Source organism: Pseudomonas mandelii, assembly GCF_002251635.1.
Classification (GTDB): Bacteria; Pseudomonadota; Gammaproteobacteria; order Pseudomonadales; family Pseudomonadaceae; genus Aquipseudomonas; species Aquipseudomonas mandelii_B.
In genome coordinates, this window is sequence record NZ_NMOJ01000034.1 from 62,790 (window position 1) to 81,295 (window position 18,506).

Annotated in this window: 15 protein-coding genes; 6 read left to right on the forward strand and 9 right to left on the reverse strand. The window is 59.3% G+C overall.

The window, feature by feature from the left end:
- Positions 1-111: 111 nt before the first annotated feature.
- From cysG to B7L09_RS05480, 6 genes are all read right to left on the reverse strand, one after another.
- On the reverse strand, positions 112-1,506 hold the full coding sequence (cysG, locus tag B7L09_RS05455; protein ID WP_094468028.1) for a siroheme synthase CysG: 1,395 nt from the start codon (positions 1,504-1,506) through the stop codon (positions 112-114).
- A complete protein-coding gene (gene serS / locus B7L09_RS05460; protein WP_094468029.1) occupies positions 1,507-2,787 on the reverse strand; it encodes a serine--tRNA ligase in 1,281 nt (426 codons plus the stop codon). It lies immediately after the preceding gene.
- 16 nt (positions 2,788-2,803) lie between these two features.
- Positions 2,804-3,178, reverse strand: a complete 375-nt coding sequence (gene crcB, locus B7L09_RS05465; protein WP_094468030.1) for a fluoride efflux transporter CrcB — start codon at positions 3,176-3,178, stop codon at positions 2,804-2,806.
- Positions 3,179-4,501 (reverse strand): replication-associated recombination protein A, encoded by a 1,323-nt coding sequence (locus B7L09_RS05470; protein WP_094468031.1) that lies wholly within the window; start codon positions 4,499-4,501, stop codon positions 3,179-3,181. It lies immediately after the preceding gene.
- Positions 4,502-4,688: 187 nt separating this feature from the next.
- Positions 4,689-5,312: an outer membrane lipoprotein periplasmic chaperone LolA gene (gene lolA / locus B7L09_RS05475; protein ID WP_007904916.1), complete on the reverse strand. Its 624-nt coding sequence runs from the start codon at positions 5,310-5,312 to the stop codon at positions 4,689-4,691.
- Between the two features lie 78 nt (positions 5,313-5,390).
- The gene (locus tag B7L09_RS05480) at positions 5,391-7,799 is read right to left on the reverse strand and encodes a DNA translocase FtsK (RefSeq protein WP_094468032.1); all 2,409 of its coding nucleotides are present in this window, start codon (positions 7,797-7,799) and stop codon (positions 5,391-5,393) included.
- A gap of 307 nt (positions 7,800-8,106) precedes the next feature.
- On the opposite strand from B7L09_RS05480, the gene trxB reads away from it, so the two are divergent.
- The 4 genes from trxB to infA all read left to right on the forward strand — a co-directional run bounded on the left by trxB (position 8,107) and on the right by infA (position 10,895).
- Complete coding sequence (trxB, locus tag B7L09_RS05485) at positions 8,107-9,066, forward strand: thioredoxin-disulfide reductase (protein WP_094468033.1); 960 nt, start codon at positions 8,107-8,109, stop codon at positions 9,064-9,066.
- Between the two features lie 64 nt (positions 9,067-9,130).
- Complete coding sequence (gene aat, locus B7L09_RS05490) at positions 9,131-9,811, forward strand: leucyl/phenylalanyl-tRNA--protein transferase (RefSeq protein WP_094468034.1); 681 nt, start codon at positions 9,131-9,133, stop codon at positions 9,809-9,811.
- Positions 9,812-9,868: 57 nt separating this feature from the next.
- Entirely contained in the window at positions 9,869-10,576 is a 708-nt protein-coding gene (locus B7L09_RS05495; protein ID WP_094468035.1) for an arginyltransferase, read from the forward strand.
- Between the two features lie 100 nt (positions 10,577-10,676).
- On the forward strand, positions 10,677-10,895 hold the full coding sequence (gene infA, locus B7L09_RS05500) for a translation initiation factor IF-1 (protein ID WP_002553999.1): 219 nt from the start codon (positions 10,677-10,679) through the stop codon (positions 10,893-10,895).
- A gap of 235 nt (positions 10,896-11,130) precedes the next feature.
- On the opposite strand, the gene clpA is transcribed toward infA, so the two are convergent.
- Both clpA and clpS read right to left on the reverse strand, forming a co-directional pair.
- The gene (clpA, locus tag B7L09_RS05505; protein WP_094468036.1) at positions 11,131-13,401 is read right to left on the reverse strand and encodes an ATP-dependent Clp protease ATP-binding subunit ClpA; all 2,271 of its coding nucleotides are present in this window, start codon (positions 13,399-13,401) and stop codon (positions 11,131-11,133) included.
- Positions 13,402-13,430: 29 nt separating this feature from the next.
- Positions 13,431-13,814 (reverse strand): ATP-dependent Clp protease adapter ClpS, encoded by a 384-nt coding sequence (clpS, locus tag B7L09_RS05510; RefSeq protein WP_094468037.1) that lies wholly within the window; start codon positions 13,812-13,814, stop codon positions 13,431-13,433.
- 224 nt (positions 13,815-14,038) lie between these two features.
- Between clpS and B7L09_RS05515 the strand changes: the two genes are divergently transcribed.
- The gene (locus B7L09_RS05515) at positions 14,039-14,320 is read left to right on the forward strand and encodes a cold shock domain-containing protein (RefSeq protein WP_094468044.1); all 282 of its coding nucleotides are present in this window, start codon (positions 14,039-14,041) and stop codon (positions 14,318-14,320) included.
- 79 nt (positions 14,321-14,399) lie between these two features.
- Here B7L09_RS05515 and icd read toward each other — a convergent pair whose 3' ends face one another.
- Positions 14,400-15,656, reverse strand: coding sequence for an NADP-dependent isocitrate dehydrogenase (gene icd / locus B7L09_RS05520; protein ID WP_094468038.1), 1,257 nt, complete (start codon positions 15,654-15,656; stop codon positions 14,400-14,402).
- Positions 15,657-16,149: 493 nt separating this feature from the next.
- Between icd and B7L09_RS05530 the strand changes: the two genes are divergently transcribed.
- Entirely contained in the window at positions 16,150-18,375 is a 2,226-nt protein-coding gene (locus B7L09_RS05530; protein ID WP_094468039.1) for an NADP-dependent isocitrate dehydrogenase, read from the forward strand.
- Positions 18,376-18,506: the final 131 nt, after the last annotated feature.

An 18,506-nucleotide genomic window follows, 5' to 3' on the forward strand; every position in this document is an offset into this window, starting at 1 on the left:
TTTAGGTAGCGTTTGAGGGCCCATCGCGGGCAAGCCCGCTCCCACAGGGATTTGAGTGNTNCCAAATGACCTGTGGGAGCGGGCTTGCCCGCGATGGGAACGACTCGGTCTCTAAACTTGCGCCTGAGCCCCTTCAAACCACGCCAGTTTCTCGCGCAATTGCACCACTTCCCCAACGATNACCAGTGTCGGCGCATGCACTTCATGCTCCGCCACCATGCGAGGNAAGTCNGCCAGGGTGCCGGTAAACACGCGCTGATTGGACGTGGTGCCCTGCTGGATCAACGCCGCCGGGGTATCCGCTGCGCGACCGTGCTTGATCAGTTGTTCGCAGATGATCGGCAAGCCCACCAGCCCCATGTAAAACACCAGGGTTTGTGCCGGCGCGACCAGGTCGGCCCACGGCAAGTCGGTGGAACCATCCTTCAAGTGGCCGGTGACAAATCGCACCGACTGGGCATAGTCACGGTGCGTCAGCGGAATCCCGGCATAGGCCGCGCAACCACTGGCGGCCGTGATACCCGGCACGACCTGGAACGGGATGCCATGGGCCGCCAGTTCTTCGATCTCTTCACCGCCGCGACCGAAGATGAACGGATCACCACCTTTTAGACGCAGCACACGCTTGCCTTGCTTGGCCAGATCCACCAATTGCTGGTTGATCTGGTCTTGCGGCACGGCATGGTCGGCGCGACGCTTGCCGACGTAAATACGCTCGGCATCCCGGCGGCACAGTTCAAGAATCGCCGGAGCAACCAAACGGTCATACAGCACCACGTCGGCTTGCTGCATCAGGCGCAGGGCGCGGAAGGTCAGCAGGTCNGGATCACCNGGACCCGCGCCCACCAAATACACTTCACCGGTGGCGACCGGCGCTTCGCCATTGATCTTTGCCAGCATCAAGCGTTCGGCTTCAGCGCCCTGCCCGGCCAGTTGCCGGTCGGCAATCGGGCCCTGGAACACATCTTCCCAGAATGCNCGACGCTGCTGCACATCCGGGAACAGGCGTTTGACCTGGCTGCGAAAACGCGCCGCCAGACCGGCCAACTGGCCGTAAGTGGAAGGAATCCAGGTTTCCAGTTTGGCNCGGATCANGCGCGCCAGCACCGGCGCATCGCCGCCGCTGGACACGGCAATCACCAAGGGCGAACGGTCGACAATTGCCGGGAAGATCACGCTGCACAAGGCTGGCGCGTCCACCACATTGACCGGCACGCAGCGACGCTTGGCATCACTGGAGACTTGCGCGTTCAGCGGTTCGTCGTCGGTGGCGGCAATGATCAGCCCGCAACCGTCCATGTCCGCTTCGAGGTAGCCCCGTAACAGGCACTCGCCACCGCTGCCGACAACCAGTTCGCGCAGTTGCGGTTCGATTTCAGGTGCGACCACCCGCAGCAGCGCACCGGCTTCGGCCAGCAGGCGGGATTTGCGCAACGCAATCTCCCCGCCACCGACGACCAACACACGACTGCCGCGCAGGTTATGAAACAGCGGCAGAAATTCCATTTAGCCGATGACCTCAACGCCCGCCATGTAAGGCTTGAGCACCTCAGGTACACGGATCGAACCGTCAGCCTGCTGGTAGTTTTCCAGCACGGCTACCAGCGTGCGGCCTACCGCCAGGCCCGAACCGTTGAGGGTGTGCACCAGTTCCGGCTTGCCGGTTTCCGGGTTACGGAAACGCGCTTGCATGCGACGGGCCTGGAAATCACCGCAGTTGGAGCACGACGAAATTTCGCGGTATTTGTCCTGGCTCGGCACCCACACTTCAAGGTCGTAGGTCTTCACGGCGCTGAAGCCCATGTCGCCGGTGCACAGCGCCAACACGCGGTAAGGCAGTTCCAGCAGTTGCAGGACTTNCTCGGCGTTGGCCGTCAGGCCTTCCAGCGCGTCCATCGAGGTCGACGGCTCAACCACTTGCACCATCTCGACCTTGTCGAACTGGTGCTGGCGGATCATGCCGCGGGTGTCGCGCCCCGACGCGCCGGCTTCACTGCGGAAGCATGGGCTGTGGGCGACGAACTTGATCGGCAGCTGCTTGGCGTCGAGGATCTCGCCGGCCACGATGTTGGTCAGCGACACTTCGGCCGTCGGGATCAGGTACAGATCGGCTTCGCCATCACGGCTGATCTTGAACAGGTCTTCTTCGAATTTCGGCAACTGGCTGGTGCCCATCAACGCCGGCGCCTGCACCAGGTACGGGGTGTAGGCTTCTTCGTAGCCGTGTTCGCNGGTGTGCAGGTTGATCATGAACTGCGCCAGGGCGCGGTGCATGCGAGCGATCGGGCCGCGCAGCAGGGCAAAACGAGCGCCGGACAGCTTGGCGGCAGTTTCGAAGTCCAGCCAGCCGAACTTCTCACCCAGGGCCACGTGGTCCTGGACCGGGAAATCGAACGCGGTCGGGGTGCCCCAGCGGCGCACTTCGACGTTGCCGTCTTCGTCATCACCAATTGGCACGGATTCGTGCGGCAGGTTCGGGATGCCGAGCAGGATCGAATCCAGATCGGTCTGGATCCCGTCCAGCTCGACTTTACCGGCACTCAACTCGTTCGCCATGCGCTCGACGTCCGCCATCAACGGCGCAATGTCTTCGCCGCGCTGCTTGGCCTGACCGATGGATTTGGAACGCGCATTACGCTCAGCCTGCAGTGCTTCGGTGCGGGTCTGGACGGTCTTGCGCTGTTCTTCCAGCGCTTCGATGCGCGCAACATCCAAGGCAAAGCCACGGGATGCCAGGCGGTCCGCTACGTCCTGAAGGTTGCTACGTAACAGTTTGGAATCGAGCATGTCGGTCTCTCGTTTATCAAAGTTTGGTCAAGGACAGGCCAGCCCAGGTGGCGAGCAGCCCGCCGAACACGCTGATGCCCGCATAGCCCAGGGCCAGCGGCANCTGCCCGCTTTCGAGCAGGCGCACCGTATCCAGTGAAAAGGATGAAAAAGTCGTCAGCCCCCCGAGGAAGCCGACCATCAACCCGGCGCGCACCTCGATCGGCACCTCCGGGCGTAGCAAAAACAGACCGTATAGAACGCCGATCAGCAAACAGCCGACGATATTAACGGCCAGCGTCGCGGTATAGAAGTGCCGCGGCCAATTAGCGTTGACCCAATTACCGGTGGCAAAACGCAACAGAGTCCCGGCGACACCGCCAACGGAGACCGCAATAACCAAAGGAATCACTTATTTTCTCCGCTGCCGGGGGCTTAGACGGTCAAGTTGTGCGAGGTGATTGAGCTTTTCACCGATCTTCAGCTCCAGGCCACGAGGCACCGGCTGGTAGAACGGCTGCGGCTCAAGCTCATCGGGGAAGTAATCTTCGCCGGCGGCATAGGCGTCCGGCTCATCATGGGCATAACGGTATTCATCGCCGTAACCCAGTTGCTTCATCAGCTTGGTCGGTGCGTTACGCAGGTGTAGCGGCACTTCCAGCGAACCGTGTTCGGTGGCGCTGCGCATGGCTGATTTGAAGCCCATGTACACCGCGTTGCTTTTTGGCGCGCAGGCCAGATACGTAATGGCCTGTGCAACGGCCAACTCGCCTTCCGGGCTGCCAAGGCGCTCCTGCACCTCCCAGGCCGCCAGGCACAGGCTCAGCGCGCGCGGGTCGGCGTTGCCAATGTCTTCGCTGGCCATGCGCACCACGCGGCGCGCCAGGTAAAGCGGGTCGCAGCCACCGTCGATCATCCGCGCAAACCAGTACANCGCGCCGTCGGGGTTGGAACCGCGCACCGACTTGTGCAGCGCCGAGATCTGATCGTAAAAGGCTTCGCCGCCCTTGTCGAAACGGCGGCGGGTGTCGCCGAGCANACTTTGCAGCAGATCGACACCGATCTCGCTGTTGTCTTCCGCCAGGTCCGAAGCGTTTTCCAACAGGTTCAGCAGCCGTCGGCCATCGCCATCCGCAGCGGACAGCAGCATCTGGAAGCCTTCATCGCTGAGGGTCAACTGCCGCTTGCCCAGGCCACGCTCTTCGGTCAGCGCCCGGTGCACCAATCTGCGCAGGGCCGCTTCGTCGAGGCTTTTGAGCACGTAAACCCGTGCCCGGGAGAGCAACGCGTTGTTGAGTTCGAACGAAGGGTTTTCCGTGGTCGCGCCGATGAAAATCAGCGTGCCGTCTTCAACGTACGGCAGGAATGCATCCTGCTGCGACTTGTTGAAGCGGTGCACTTCATCAACGAACAGGATGGTGCGCTTGCCATATTGACCGGCCTGCTGCTTGGCGACTTCCACCGCCTGGCGGATTTCCTTCACGCCAGCCAGTACCGCCGAGACCGTTTCGAAGTGCGCATCCGAGACTTCCGCCAGCAATCGCGCCAGGGTGGTTTTACCCACACCCGGCGGCCCCCAGAAAATCATCGAGTGCAGCGCCCCCTGCTCCAGGGCTTCGCGCAAAGGCTTGCCGCGAGCGAGCAGGTGTTCCTGACCGACGTACTCGTCCAGATTGGCCGCACGCAGGCGTGCAGCCAAAGGTTGAGCGATCGGGGCACTGCGAAACAGGTCCATCACGTACTTTTAAAACCTCGCTATGAACACCGCATCCCTCTGTAGGAGCATCCCTGTGGCGAGGGAGCTTGCTCCCGCTGGACTGCGCAGCGGTCCCCTTCATTTCAGGTAAAGAGCGGGCCGCTTCGCGACCCAGCGGGAGCAACCGCCATCGCCAGCAAGCCGGCTCCTACAAGGGTTTTGCGCTTTACTCCTGGATCACGTCGGCACCCTTGGGGATGTCGAACTTGAACTTGGACGCCGGGATCGGCTCGTTGGCCTTCACGCCGGTGAACAGGATGTTGGTGCGCTGACCGACGCTGTCGATCAGTTGCATGTCATTGACCAGGCCATTGCGGAACGACAGACGCAGGCTGTCGAACAGGGTGTCCTTGGTTTTCGGCTTCAAGGTGAAGTCGATCACGCCGCCAGCTTCCTTGGCACTGATGTCGAAGCTCTGGCTGATCTTGGACACGTCGCCGGACAGCAGCAGCGCCGGGGTCTGGGTCAGGCGCTGGTCAAGGGTCTTGATGGTGACCTGCTCCAGGTCCGGGTCCCACAGGGACACCTTTTTGCCATCGGAAACCATCAATTGCTCTTGCGGTGCGTCGGTATGCCAGTAAAACAGGCCAGGACGCTGCAGGGACATTTGCCCGGCCGTTTCCTGCAACTGGGTGCCGCTGCCATCCAGCGTCAGCTGAGAGAAGCGCGCAGTCAGGGTCTGGGATTTTTCCAGCAGTTGGGTCAGACGCGCCACGTCCTTGTCATCGGCGTGGGCCGAGAGCGTGGTCAAAGCCAGTACCGGCAGCAACAGCATGCGGATAAGACGCATGGGAGTCCTCATAACATTCGTGGGGGGTGCGGCGGCGCATCACCGCGCCGCCGCTTTTCAATTCAAGGCAGATTCAAATCAGTCGCGTACCGGGCCAGGTGCCAGGACTTCACGCGAACCGTTGGTATTCATGGACGTCACGACCCCGGCCATTTCCATGGATTCGATCATGCGGGCGGCGCGGTTGTAGCCGATTTTCAGTTTGCGCTGCACTGCGGAGATAGAAGCACGACGGCTTTCCAGTACGAACTGCACCGCTTCGTCGTAGAGCGCATCGGATTCGCTGTCTTCGTCGCCACCGCCACTGCCGCCGTCGAAGCCGCTGCCGGCTTCTTCAACGCCCGCGAGGATCTCGTCGTTGTATTCCGGTGCGCCGCGCAGCTTCCAGGCTTCCACCACGCGGTGCACTTCGTCATCGGACACAAAGGCGCCATGGACACGAATCGGCAGGCTGGTGCCCGGCGGCATGTAAAGCATGTCACCGTGACCGAGCAATTGCTCGGCGCCGCCCTGGTCGATGATGGTACGCGAGTCGATCTTGCTGGAGACCTGGAACGCCATCCGCGTCGGGATGTTGGCCTTGATCAGACCCGTGATGACATCCACCGACGGTCGCTGGGTAGCGAGAATCAAGTGAATACCGGCGGCCCGCGCCTTCTGGGCGATACGTGCAATCAGTTCTTCAACCTTCTTGCCGACGATCATCATCATGTCGGCAAACTCATCGACCACCACCACGATGGTCGGCAGCTTGGTCAGCAGCGGCGCTTCGTCGTGAATGCTTTCGCGCTTGTACAAAGGGTCAGTCAGCGGTGTGCCGGCGTCCTGGGCTTCCTTGACCTTGGCGTTGAAGCCCGACAGGTTACGCACGCCCATCTTCGCCATGAGCTTGTAGCGGCGCTCCATCTCGGCGACGCTCCAGCGCAGCGCGTTGGCGGCGTCCTTCATGTCGGTCACGACCGGGCACAACAGGTGCGGAATGCCTTCGTAGATCGACAACTCCAACATCTTCGGGTCGATCATGATCAGCTTGGCGTCATCGGGGCCGGACTTGAACAGGATCGACAGGATCATCGCGTTCACACCCACCGACTTACCGGAACCCGTCGTACCGGCAACCAGCAAGTGCGGCATTTTCGCCAGGTCAGTAATCACCGGCTTGCCGCCGATGTCATGGCCCAGGGCCAAGGTGACCGGCGATTTGAAGTTGTCGTATTCCGGGGTCGACAGCACCTCGGAGAAGCGCACGATCTGGCGGTCTTCGTTGGGAATCTCGATACCGACGGTGGTCTTGCCGGGAATCACTTCCACCACCCGCACACTGGTTACGGCCAGGGAACGTGCCAGGTCTTTCGCCAGGTTGGAAATACGGCTGACCTTGACGCCAGCGGCCGGCTGGATCTCGTAACGGGTAATGACCGGGCCTGGGTGGATCGAATCCACGGTGACTTCGACGCCGAATTCCTTGAGTTTGATTTCCAGCAGATGGCCTACGGCCGCCAGCGACTCCGGGGAATAGTTGAGCTGTTTCTTTTCTGCCGGGTCGAGAATCGAGATCGGCGGCAAGGTGCCTTCGACGGCACTGTCGACGAACAACGGCGCCTGTTTCTCTTTTTCCACGCGTTTGCTGGGCGCCGATGGCTTCGGCGGCGCAGGGGCAATCACCGGCGGCACCTGCTTCTCGCGATCCGACATGTGCTTGCTCAGGGCCTGTTCGCGTTCGATCAGGCGCTCCTTGACCTTGGCTTGCTCGCGTTTGTCGGTGACGGTCGGCGCAACCACGTCATGCACACGGTCGTCGACTTCACGCAGCTGCGCCACCAGTTGTTTGCGCTCGACACGGGCGCTCCACCAGCGATTGGCCGCGCCCTGGAACAGTTCGAACAGGTCGAGGGTGATCTTGCCGGTNACGTCCATCACCTTGAACCACGACAAGTCGGTGAACACGGTAAGACCAAACAGGAACAGCGCGATAAACATCAAGGTGCTGCCCTGGATATTCAGGGTCTTGCGCGCCAGGTCGCCAAGGCTTTCGCCCAGCGCCCCGCCCGCGCCCGCCGGCAGGCCGGTGGGTGCGTGGAAATGAATATGCGCCAGCGCCGCGCCGGAGAGCACCAGGAACACCAGGCCGATCAGGCGCCAGGAGAACAGCCAGCCGCTCCACTGCCACGGCTCGTGACGCTGGCGGAAGATCTGCCAGGTCTTGATCGCCAGCAGCAGCGGGAAGATGTAGGCAAAGTAGCCCAGCACCATGAACAGAATATCGGCGCTGTAGGAACCGGCGGGGCCGCCGAAGTTCTGCACGTCTTCGATCTTGCTGTTGTGGCTCCAGCCCGGATCGTCCTTGCCATAGGTGAGCAAGGCCATCATCAGGAACAGGCACAGGGCGCCAATGGCGATCAGCGCACCTTCCTTGAGTCGGTAGTGCAGGTGCTGACGCCAGGCCGGCACGACTGCTGCTTTAGGTGTTGCGGTGGATTTCTTCAAAACGGGTCTTTTCCTGCGCCCTGGGCGCGTCCATCTGTTGAATGACTATAAAAAACTGCCCAATCCAGGCAGGTAAAAAAGTTAACACGCGCAACTGGGACTACTTTTAACATTGCGCCCCGGTTTTTATAAACACGGTACGCACAGCTTATTTTGTTTCAACCACTGTTACAGACGGCATTGTACGGGTTTGTTCGCCCGATGCCATGCTTGAAGCCCTTCGGTGTAGCATAGCCAAAAGCACGTTACGCGCGTTTCAATTTGAGCATGCATTCTCTTTTGTGACAAAGGCTTATGAGGTGTTTTTATGAGCGAACCGAAGCATTCCCGCCTGATCATTCTGGGTTCCGGCCCTGCCGGATACAGCGCAGCCGTTTATGCCGCCCGCGCCAACCTCAAACCCGTTGTCATTACCGGCATACAGGCAGGTGGCCAGCTGACCACGACCGTCGAAGTCGATAACTGGCCCGGCGACGTTGAAGGCCTCACCGGCCCGGTGCTGATGGAACGCATGCAAAAACACGCCGAGCGCTTTGCCACCGAGATCGTTTACGACCACATCCATACCGCCAAGTTGCAACAACGCCCGTTTGAGCTGATCGGTGATGGCGACACTTACACCTGCGACGCCCTGATTATCGCGACCGGCGCTTCCGCGCAGTACCTGGGGCTGCCTTCGGAAGAAGCCTTTGCCGGCCGAGGGGTTTCGGCCTGCGCCACGTGCGACGGATTTTTTTATCGCAATCAAGTGGTCGCGGTGGTCGGCGGCGGCAACACCGCCGTTGAAGAAGCGCTGTACTTGTCGAACATCGCCAAGGAAGTCCACCTGATTCACCGGCGCGACAAGTTGCGCTCGGAGAAGATTCTCCAGGACAAACTCTTCGAAAAAGCCGCCAACGGTAATATCCGCCTGCACTGGAACCAGAATCTCGATGAAGTGCTGGGTGATGCCAGTGGCGTGACCGGCGCCCGCCTGCGCGACAGCCTCACGGGCGAAACCCGTGAATTGGCGCTGGCCGGCGTGTTCATCGCCATCGGCCACAAGCCCAACACCGACCTGTTCGAAGGCCAGCTGAAAATGCGTGACGGCTATCTGCTGGTCAAGGGCGGCAGCGAAGGCGATGCCACGGCCACCGAGATCCCGGGCGTGTTCGCCGCCGGCGACGTGGCCGATCACGTCTACCGCCAGGCCGTAACCTCCGCAGGGGCTGGCTGCATGGCCGCGCTGGACGCCGAGAAATACCTCGACGACATTCCCACCGTTTGACGGCACACTTCACGGCGGGCCCTCCAGCCCGCCACCGCCCTCCCCTTCTGCAAGCCCGGATGCCATGCTGACTTGGTTACAACGCAACACCCTGACGTTTCCGCCGCTGGAAAAAGCCATGCGCGACCCCAACGGTTTGTTGGCCGCGGGCGGCGATCTGTCCGCCGATCGTCTGATTCAGGCTTATCGCCACGGCTGCTTTCCATGGTTCTCGGAAGGCCAGCCGATCCTGTGGTGGTCGCCGGATCCGCGCACCGTGTTATTTCCCGACGAACTGCATGTCTCGCGCAGCCTGAATAAATTGCTGCGCCAGCAACGCTATCAAGTGACCTTCGATCAGGATTTTGCCTCGGTGATCAGCGCCTGCGCCGCGCCTCGGGATTACGCCGACGGGACCTGGATCACTGACGCGATGCAGACGGCTTACCTCGAACTGCATCGGCGTGGCTACGCGCATTCCGTGGAGGTTTGGGATGATGGCGTGCTGGTCGGCGGGCTCTATGGCCTGGCGATGGGTCAGCTGTTTTTTGGCGAATCCATGTTCAGCCGCGCCGACAATGCCTCGAAATATGGCTTTGCCACGCTGGTACGACACCTGAAAGACTCAGGTTTTGTACTGATCGACTGCCAGATGCCGACCGACCATCTGCACAGCCTCGGCGCCCGAGCGATTCCTCGGCGCGATTTCGCCAACTTTCTCGCGCAACATCTCGATCAACCCAGCAGCGCCACCTGGGTTTGCTGAGCGACTTTTGCCCGTGTGGCTTACACTTAATCCAAAGCTTATTCCCGAGGGTTGATCATGACCGAGCTGGCGCGCTTGAAGTTTTATGCCACTCAAGCCCACTCCTGCAGCTATCTGCCCGACGAGCAGGCCACCACGCTGTTCCTCGACCCCAGCCAGCCCATGGATGTGCATGTCTACGCAGACCTGTCTGAAATGGGTTTCCGTCGCAGCGGCGATCATCTTTACCGGCCTCATTGCCAGAATTGCAATGCGTGCGTCCCGGCGCGCATCCCTGTGGCGCAATTTACGCCCAACCGTCAGCAGAAACGCATTTTCAAACGTAACGCCGACCTGCAAGTGCGCCCGGCCCGGCCGAAATTCAGCGAAGAGTATTTCGATCTCTATCAACGCTACATCGAACAGCGTCACGCCGATGGCGATATGTACCCGCCGAGTCGCGACCAGTTTTCGACGTTCCTGGTGCGTGACCTGCCGTTCTCGCGATTCTACGAATTTCGACTCGAAGGCCGGCTACTGGCGGTCGCCGTTACCGACTTGCTGCCGAACGGTCTGTCGGCGGTCTACACCTTCTACGAGCCCGAAGAAGAACGCCGCAGCCTGGGTCGCTACGCGATCCTCTGGCAAATCGCCGAGGCCCAGCGCCTTGGACTGGAAGCGGTCTACCTCGGCTACTGGATCAAAAACTGCAAAAAGATGAGCTATAAGACGCAATATCGNCCCATTGAGCTACTGATTAATCAAAGATGGGTAACGCTTAACTAGAACCCCTTGGCTTGAACACCCTTTTTCGGGCACAATGCACGCCGCTTTTGCCTGGCGCAGTTGCACCGGGCCATTCACTGGATACCGAGGGCTTTACTGCATGTCGAAAGAAGACAGCTTCGAAATGGAAGGCACTGTCGTCGACACCCTGCCCAACACCATGTTTCGTGTGGAGTTGGAAAATGGGCACGTCGTAACCGCGCATATCTCCGGCAAGATGCGCAAGAATTACATTCGTATTCTTACCGGTGACAAAGTGCGCGTCGAGCTGACGCCCTATGACTTGAGCAAAGGGCGCATCACTTACCGCGCCCGTTAATCAAGTCAATACAAAACGCCCGGTGTATGCCGGGCGTTTTTGTTTGTGCGATTTGGTGGTTTTTTTGGTTCTTGGGTTTTGGGTGTATATCCGTTGCTGCGGTANCCAGTCAATATATTCAGCGACTGACCCACCGTCATCGGGAGCAAGCCCCTCCCACATTTGATTTTCAGTGGTTGGAACAGACAGCAAAAAGGCGCCTTTCGGCGCCTTTTTGCTGTGTTGCAGTCAGCTATCAGGCCATTTCGGCCGTGGTTTCGAACTCGAAGGTCAACTCGCCATCCTTCAAGTCGATGTGTACCACACCGCCATGATCGGAAAGCTCGCCAAACAGGATCTCTTCGGCCAGTGGCCGCTTGATCTTGTCCTGGATCAGACGCGCCATTGGTCGAGCCCCCATTGCCGAATCGTAGCCACCNTCTGCCAGCCAGCTTCGCGCCGCGTCTGTCACGTCCAGCTGCACGCGCTTGTCTTCCAACTGCGCTTGAAGCTCGGTAAGGAACTTGTCCACCACGCTTTTGATGACCTCATGGCTGAGGCGACCAAACTGGATAATGGTGTCCAGACGGTTGCGGAACTCCGGCGTGAAGCTCTTCTTGATCACTTCCATCGCATCAGACGAGTGGTCCTGATGGGTGAAACCGATCGAAGCACGCGCTGCTGTTTCGGCACCGGCGTTGGTCGTCATGATGACGATCACGTTACGGAAGTCCGCCTTGCGCCCGTTGTTGTCGGTCAGGGTCCCGTGGTCCATGACCTGCAGCAGCAGGTTGAAGACTTCCGGGTGGGCCTTCTCGATTTCATCGAGCAGCAATACACAATGCGGCTGCTTGGTGATCGCCTCGGTCAACAGACCGCCCTGATCGAAACCCACATAACCTGGAGGCGCACCGATCAGGCGCGACACGGTGTGGCGCTCCATGTATTCGGACATGTCGAAGCGCACCAGCTCGATACCCATGGCCTTGGCCAACTGCCGCGCCGCTTCGGTTTTACCGACGCCGGTNGGCCCTGCAAACAGGAACGAACCGACCGGTTTGTCCGGTGACTTGAGCCCGGCACGGGACAGTTTGATCGCGGTCGACANCGAGTCGATCGCAGCATCCTGGCCAAATACCGTCAGCTTCAGGTCGCGCTCTAGATTACGCAGCAGCTCTTTGTCGGAACTGTTGACGTGTTTTGGCGGAATCCGCGCGATCTTCGCCACGATATCCTCGACTTGAGGCACGTCGATGCGTTTCACGCGTTTCTCGACCGGCTGCAGGCGCTGGTAGGCCCCTGCTTCGTCGATCACGTCGATCGCCTTGTCCGGCATGTGGCGATCATTGATGTAGCGCGACGCCAGCTCAGCAGCCGCTCGCAACGCCTCATCGGTGTACTCGATGCCATGGTGCGCTTCAAAACGCCCCTTGAGCCCGCGCAGGATGCTGATGGTGTCTTCAACCGAAGGCTCGGACACGTCGACTTTCTGGAAGCGACGCGCCANGGCACGGTCCTTCTCGAAGATCCCGCGAAATTCCTGGAACGTGGTCGATCCGATGCAACGGATATCGCCCGACGACAGCAGCGGCTTGAGCAGGTTGGAGGCGTCCATCACCCCACCGGATGCCGCACCGGCACCAATGATGGTGTGGATCTCATCGATAAACAGGATCGCTTGCGGGCGTTTTTTCAGCTCGCCGAGCAGCGCCTTGAAGCGCTTCTCGAAATCGCCACGGTACTTGGTCCCGGCGAGCAACGCGCCGAGATCAAGGGAGTAGACGACGCTGTTGGCCAGCAAGTCAGGCACCTGGTTATCAACAATGCGCTTGGCCAGGCCTTCGGCGATCGCGGTTTTACCCACGCCAGCCTCACCCACCAGCAACGGATTGTTTTTGCGACGACGCGCCAGGATCTGCGCGACACGTTCGACTTCCAGCTCACGACCTACCAACGGATCGATACGACCCTGGCGCGCGAGTTCGTTAAGGTTGCTGGCATAGGCATCCAGTGGATTGCCCGAAGAAGAAGACTCACCGCCCTCGTCGTCCTGCATATCCTGCTCACCCTCGGAATGATCGCCGTGCCCAGGCACCTTGGAGATACCGTGGGCGATGTAGTTGACGACATCAATACGGGCAACGCTCTGCTGTTTCAGCAGGAACACTGCCTGGCTTTCCTGTTCGCTGAAAATGGCGACCAGCACGTTAGCGCCAGTCACTTCGCGTTTGCCCGAGCTCTGTACGTGGAAAACAGCACGTTGCAGTACACGCTGGAAGCCCAGGGTTGGCTGGGTCTCACGGTCCTCGTCATGCACGGGGATCAGTGGCGTGGTGGAGTCGATAAACTCCTGCAGGTCATGCTTGAGTTTGTCGAGGTTGGCGCCGCACGCACGCAGAACGGTGGCGGCAGCTTCGTTATCCAAAAGTGCCAGCAGCAGGTGTTCGACGGTCATGAATTCATGACGCTTCGAACGAGCCTCCTTGAAGGCAAGATTGAGAGTGACTTCGAGCTCGCGGTTTAACATAGCTTCACCTCATACCCAAGTGGTCGGCGTTAACCGTCCTTCTCGATTTCACAGAGTAGCGGATGCTGGCTTTCCCTGGCGTACTGGTTGACCTGCATGGCCTTTGTCTCGGCGATGTCGCGGGTAAACACTCCACATACTGCCCGTCCTTCTGTGTGAACGGCCAGCATTACCTTGGTCGCCAACTCGCGGTTCAGGTTAAAAAACACCTCGAGCACTTCGACCACGAAATCCATCGGTGTGTAGTCATCATTGAACAAAACCACCTTGTACATCGGCGGCGCCTGTAGAGCAGGCTTAGCCTCCTGAACAGCAATGCCTGCAGAATCGTCCTCGTGTGTCCCCGGGTGATCTTTTTGGAGAGCCGGGCGATCCTGATTGAATGTTAGTCGAATCTGGCTGATTGCATGCATGGAAAGAAAGGTTCGTCAGTGGTTCAAATACGGTGATGGGGGCGACCTGCCGGAATTTCAACTCTGACTATACGGTCGCCTTGACTATCGGCGAATCGGTGTTACAACCAATAGAACCCACAGTGGGTAAAAAAGGTCCGCGCAGTCAACCTTATTTATTCGTCCGACTGCGGATGTACTGGATGATACTCCAGTGATGGAGTCTGTTGCAGAGGGATATGGGTATGTCAGTCGGCAAGGTGAAATGGTTCAACAATGCCAAGGGGTTCGGCTTCATTAACACCGACGCCAGAGAAGGTCGCGACGAAGACGGTCATCTTATTGATTTCTTTGCCCACTATTCGGCCATTGAAATGGACGGATACAAGACTCTCAAGGCCGGGCAAATCGTAAGCTTCGATATCGTCCAGGGCCCGAAAGGGTTGCACGCAGTGAAGATTGGCTCTGTCGCTTCCGTTGACGAACAGACCGCGCCTGCTACCAAACAAGAAACAGTGTCGAGCTGACACGACCGATCATCCAGTCATAAAAAAACCGCCCGACTCAATCACTGAATCGGGCGGTTTTTGTCGTGCGTGAACTCGTTTACATGTGCGAGATGAGCGCATCACCAAACGCCGAAGAAGACAGCAGTTTCGCGCCTTCCATCAGACGGTGGAAATCATAGGTCACAGTCTTGGCCGAAATAGCACCATTGGTGCCCTTGATGATCAAGTCAGCCGCCTCCGTCCACCCCATGTGACGCAGCATCATCTCTGCGGACAGGATCAGGGAACCCGGGTTGACCTGGTCCTTGCCGGCGTACTTCGGCGCAGTACCGTGGGTCGCCTCGAACATGGCAATGGTGTCGGACAGGTTGGCCCCCGGGGCAATACCGATACCGCCCACTTCCGCCGCCAAGGCATCGGAGAGGTAGTCACCGTTCAGGTTGAGGGTCGCGATCACATCGTATTCGGCCGGACGCAACAGGATCTGCTGGAGCATCGCATCGGCAATAGCGTCCTTGACCACCACATTCTTGCCGGTTTTCGGATTTTTGAACTGCATCCACGGGCCACCGTCGAGCAGTGTCGCACCGAACTCTTCAGCCGCCACTTCGTAGGCCCACTCCTTGAAGGCACCTTCGGTGAACTTCATGATGTTGCCTTTGTGCACGATCGTCAGCGAGTCGCGGTCGTTATCCACGACATACTGCAGGGCTTTGCGCACCAGGCGCTTGGTACCTTCCAGGGACACTGGCTTGATGCCGATGCCGCAGTCCTGATCGAAGCGAATCTTGGTGACGCCCATCTCTTCTTTCAGGAACTTGATCACCTTGATCGCTTCCGGCGAACCGGCCTTCCACTCGATACCGGCGTAAATATCTTCCGAGTTCTCGCGGAAGATCGTCATGTCAACGTCGCCTGGCTTCTTGACCGGGCTAGGCACGCCTTCGAACCAGCGCACCGGGCGCAGACACACATACAGGTCGAGCTGTTGACGCAGGGCCACGTTCAACGAACGAATGCCGCCGCCAACCGGTGTGGTCAGCGGGCCCTTGATGGAAACCACGTAATCCTTGACCGCATCCAGGGTTTCCTGGGGGAGCCAGGTGTCCTGATCGTAAACCTGAGTCGCTTTTTCCCCGGCGTAGACTTCCATCCAGGAAATTTTGCGCTCGCCGCCGTAAGCCTTCTTAACAGCAGCATCGACAACCTTGATCATGACCGGGCTGATATCAACGCCAATACCGTCGCCTTCTATATAAGGGATGATCGGTTGGTCAGGAACATTGAGAGAATGGTCTGCATTGACGGTGATTTTGTCGCCGACTGCCGGAACCTGAATCTTCTTGTATCCCATGCTGAACTCCATCTATGGATTGAACATCTGGCTGCGTTCGAGCCTACTCCAGTTAAATCGGCACGCAAACCCTATGTTCCAACCATCTGCCGCAAAGCTGCACAGTTCGCGACGTACAAGCCTGAAAGCAAAGGGAAAAGCGCCAAACTCAAGCACGGTGCAAGACTCTACGCCCCCCTCGCCCCTGCGACCTTTAGACCAATGGACGAGAATCGTTGCATATGAACCATCGGCAGATTGCCAGCTACCTATGTATAATGCCGCCCGCTGACCACAGAGTCACGACGGCCGACCTCTCTACTACGAGGCTTGGGGCCTGAAAAAGCAGGACTGTTACCGCAGTCCACCCGCTTGACGCTCGACTGATGCACCCAACATCACCGCGAAGAAACCTCGACATTTCGCTCATGGATGACTTTGAACGAACGCGCTCCACCCGGCGCATCTCGAGTTTCTGCGCACGCTTTCAGCAAAGAAGAGAGTTAATCCGAATATGCCCACCCGCTCGAAGATCATCTACACCTTCACCGACGAAGCACCAGCCCTCGCCACCTATTCACTGCTGCCTATCGTAGAGGCCTTCACCGCTTCGGCTGATATCGCCGTGGAAACCCGCGATATCTCTCTTGCAGGGCGCATCCTGGCCAGCTTCCCCGAGCAATTGGGTGACAAAGCTGTCCCGGACCACCTCGCCGAACTGGGCGACCTGGCCGTTACACCTGAAGCCAACATCATCAAGCTGCCTAACATCAGCGCCTCGACCCCGCAGCTGCAAGCTGCGATCAAGGAACTGCAGGCCCAGGGCTACGCCCTGCCGGACTACCCGGAAACCGTAACCACCGACGCGGAAAAAGAAACCCGTGCACGTTACGACAAGGTCAAGGGCAGCGCCGTGAACCCGGTCCTGCGCGAAGGCAACTCCGACCGCCGCGCACCGCTGTCGGTCAAGAACTACGCCCGCAAGCACCCGCACAAAATGGGCGCCTGGGCTGCGGACTCCAAATCGCACATCGCTCACATGAGCAACGGCGACTTCTACGGCAGCGAAAAAGCCGTACTGATCGACGCCGCTGATGCCGTCAAAATCGAACTGATCGCTCAAGACGGCAACACCACCGTCCTGAAAGAAAAAACCACCGTGCAAGCCGGTGAGATCCTCGATTGCGCGGTCATGAGCAAAAATGCTCTGCGCAGCTTCATCGCTGCCGAGATCGAAGACGCCAAGAAACAAGGCGTGCTGCTGTCGGTCCACCTGAAAGCCACCATGATGAAGGTCTCCGACCCGATCATGTTCGGCCAGATCGTTGCCGAGTTCTATAAAGATGCCCTGGCCAAGCACGCTGTCGTGCTGGAGCAGATCGGCTTCAACCTGAACAACGGCATCGGCGACCTTTACGCTCGCATCAAGGCACTGCCTGCCGACCAGCAAGCACAGATCGAAGCTGACATTCAGGCGGTCTACGCCGCTCGTCCTTCCCTGGCGATGGTCAACTCCGACAAAGGCATCACCAACCTGCACGTGCCGAGCGACGTGATCGTCGACGCCTCGATGCCGGCAATGATCCGTGACTCCGGCAAAATGTGGGGCACCGACGGCCAGTTGCACGACACCAAGGCGGTGATCCCGGATCGCTGCTACGCCACCATCTACCAAGCCGTCATTGAAGACTGCAAGGCGCATGGCGCTTTCGACCCAACCACCATGGGCAGCGTGCCAAACGTTGGCCTGATGGCGAAGAAAGCCGAAGAGTACGGCTCCCACGACAAGACCTTCCAGATCAAGGCTGACGGCGTCGTGCGCGTCACCGACAGCAAGGGCNGCACCCTGCTGGAACAGGCTGTTGAAGCCGGCGACATCTTCCGCATGTGCCAGACCAAAGACGCACCGATCCAGGACTGGGTCAAACTGGCCGTCAACCGTGCCCGCGCCAGCAACACCCCAGCGATTTTCTGGCTGGACCCACAGCGCGCTCACGACGGCGTCGTGGTTGAGAAAGTTCAGGCTTACCTGAAAGACCACAACACCGAAGGCCTGGACATCCGCATCATGTCGCCGGTCGACGCGATGAAGTTCACCCTGGAGCGTACCCGCAAGGGCCAGGACACCATCTCGGTGACCGGCAACGTACTGCGCGACTACCTGACCGACCTGTTCCCGATCATGGAACTGGGCACCAGCGCCAAGATGCTGTCGATCGTACCGCTGATGAACGGCGGTGGCCTGTTCGAAACCGGCGCCGGCGGTTCGGCTCCCAAGCACGTGCAACAGCTGGTTGAAGAGAACTTCCTGCGCTGGGATTCCCTGGGCGAGTTCCTGGCCCTGGCCGCTTCCCTTGAGCATTTGGGTGTGACTTACAACAACCCGAAAGCCCTGGTGCTGTCCAAGACCCTGGACCAGGCCACCGGCCAGTTCCTCGACAACAACAAGTCGCCATCGCGCAAAGTCGGCAACATCGACAACCGCGGCAGCCACTTCTACCTGGCGCTGTACTGGGCTCAAGCCCTGGCCGCCCAGACCGAAGACACGGCACTGCAAGCGCAGTTCGGCGAGCTGGCTAAAACCCTGAGCGAACACGAGGCGACCATCGTTGCCGAGCTGAACGCCGTACAGGGCAAGCCAGTGGACATCGGTGGNTACTACGCACCGAACCCGGAGCTGACCAGCAACGCCATGCGCCCAAGCAACACCCTCAACGCGGCCATTGCCAAGTTGAAGTAAGGTTGTAAGGATGCAAAGAAGCCCCGGCCCCGTGCCGGGGTTTCTGTTTGTGCCCACTGCGCTTTTTGCTGAAGAAACCGGATCAAAATGTGGGAGCGGGCTTGCTCGCGATAGCGGTNTATCNGCCACCA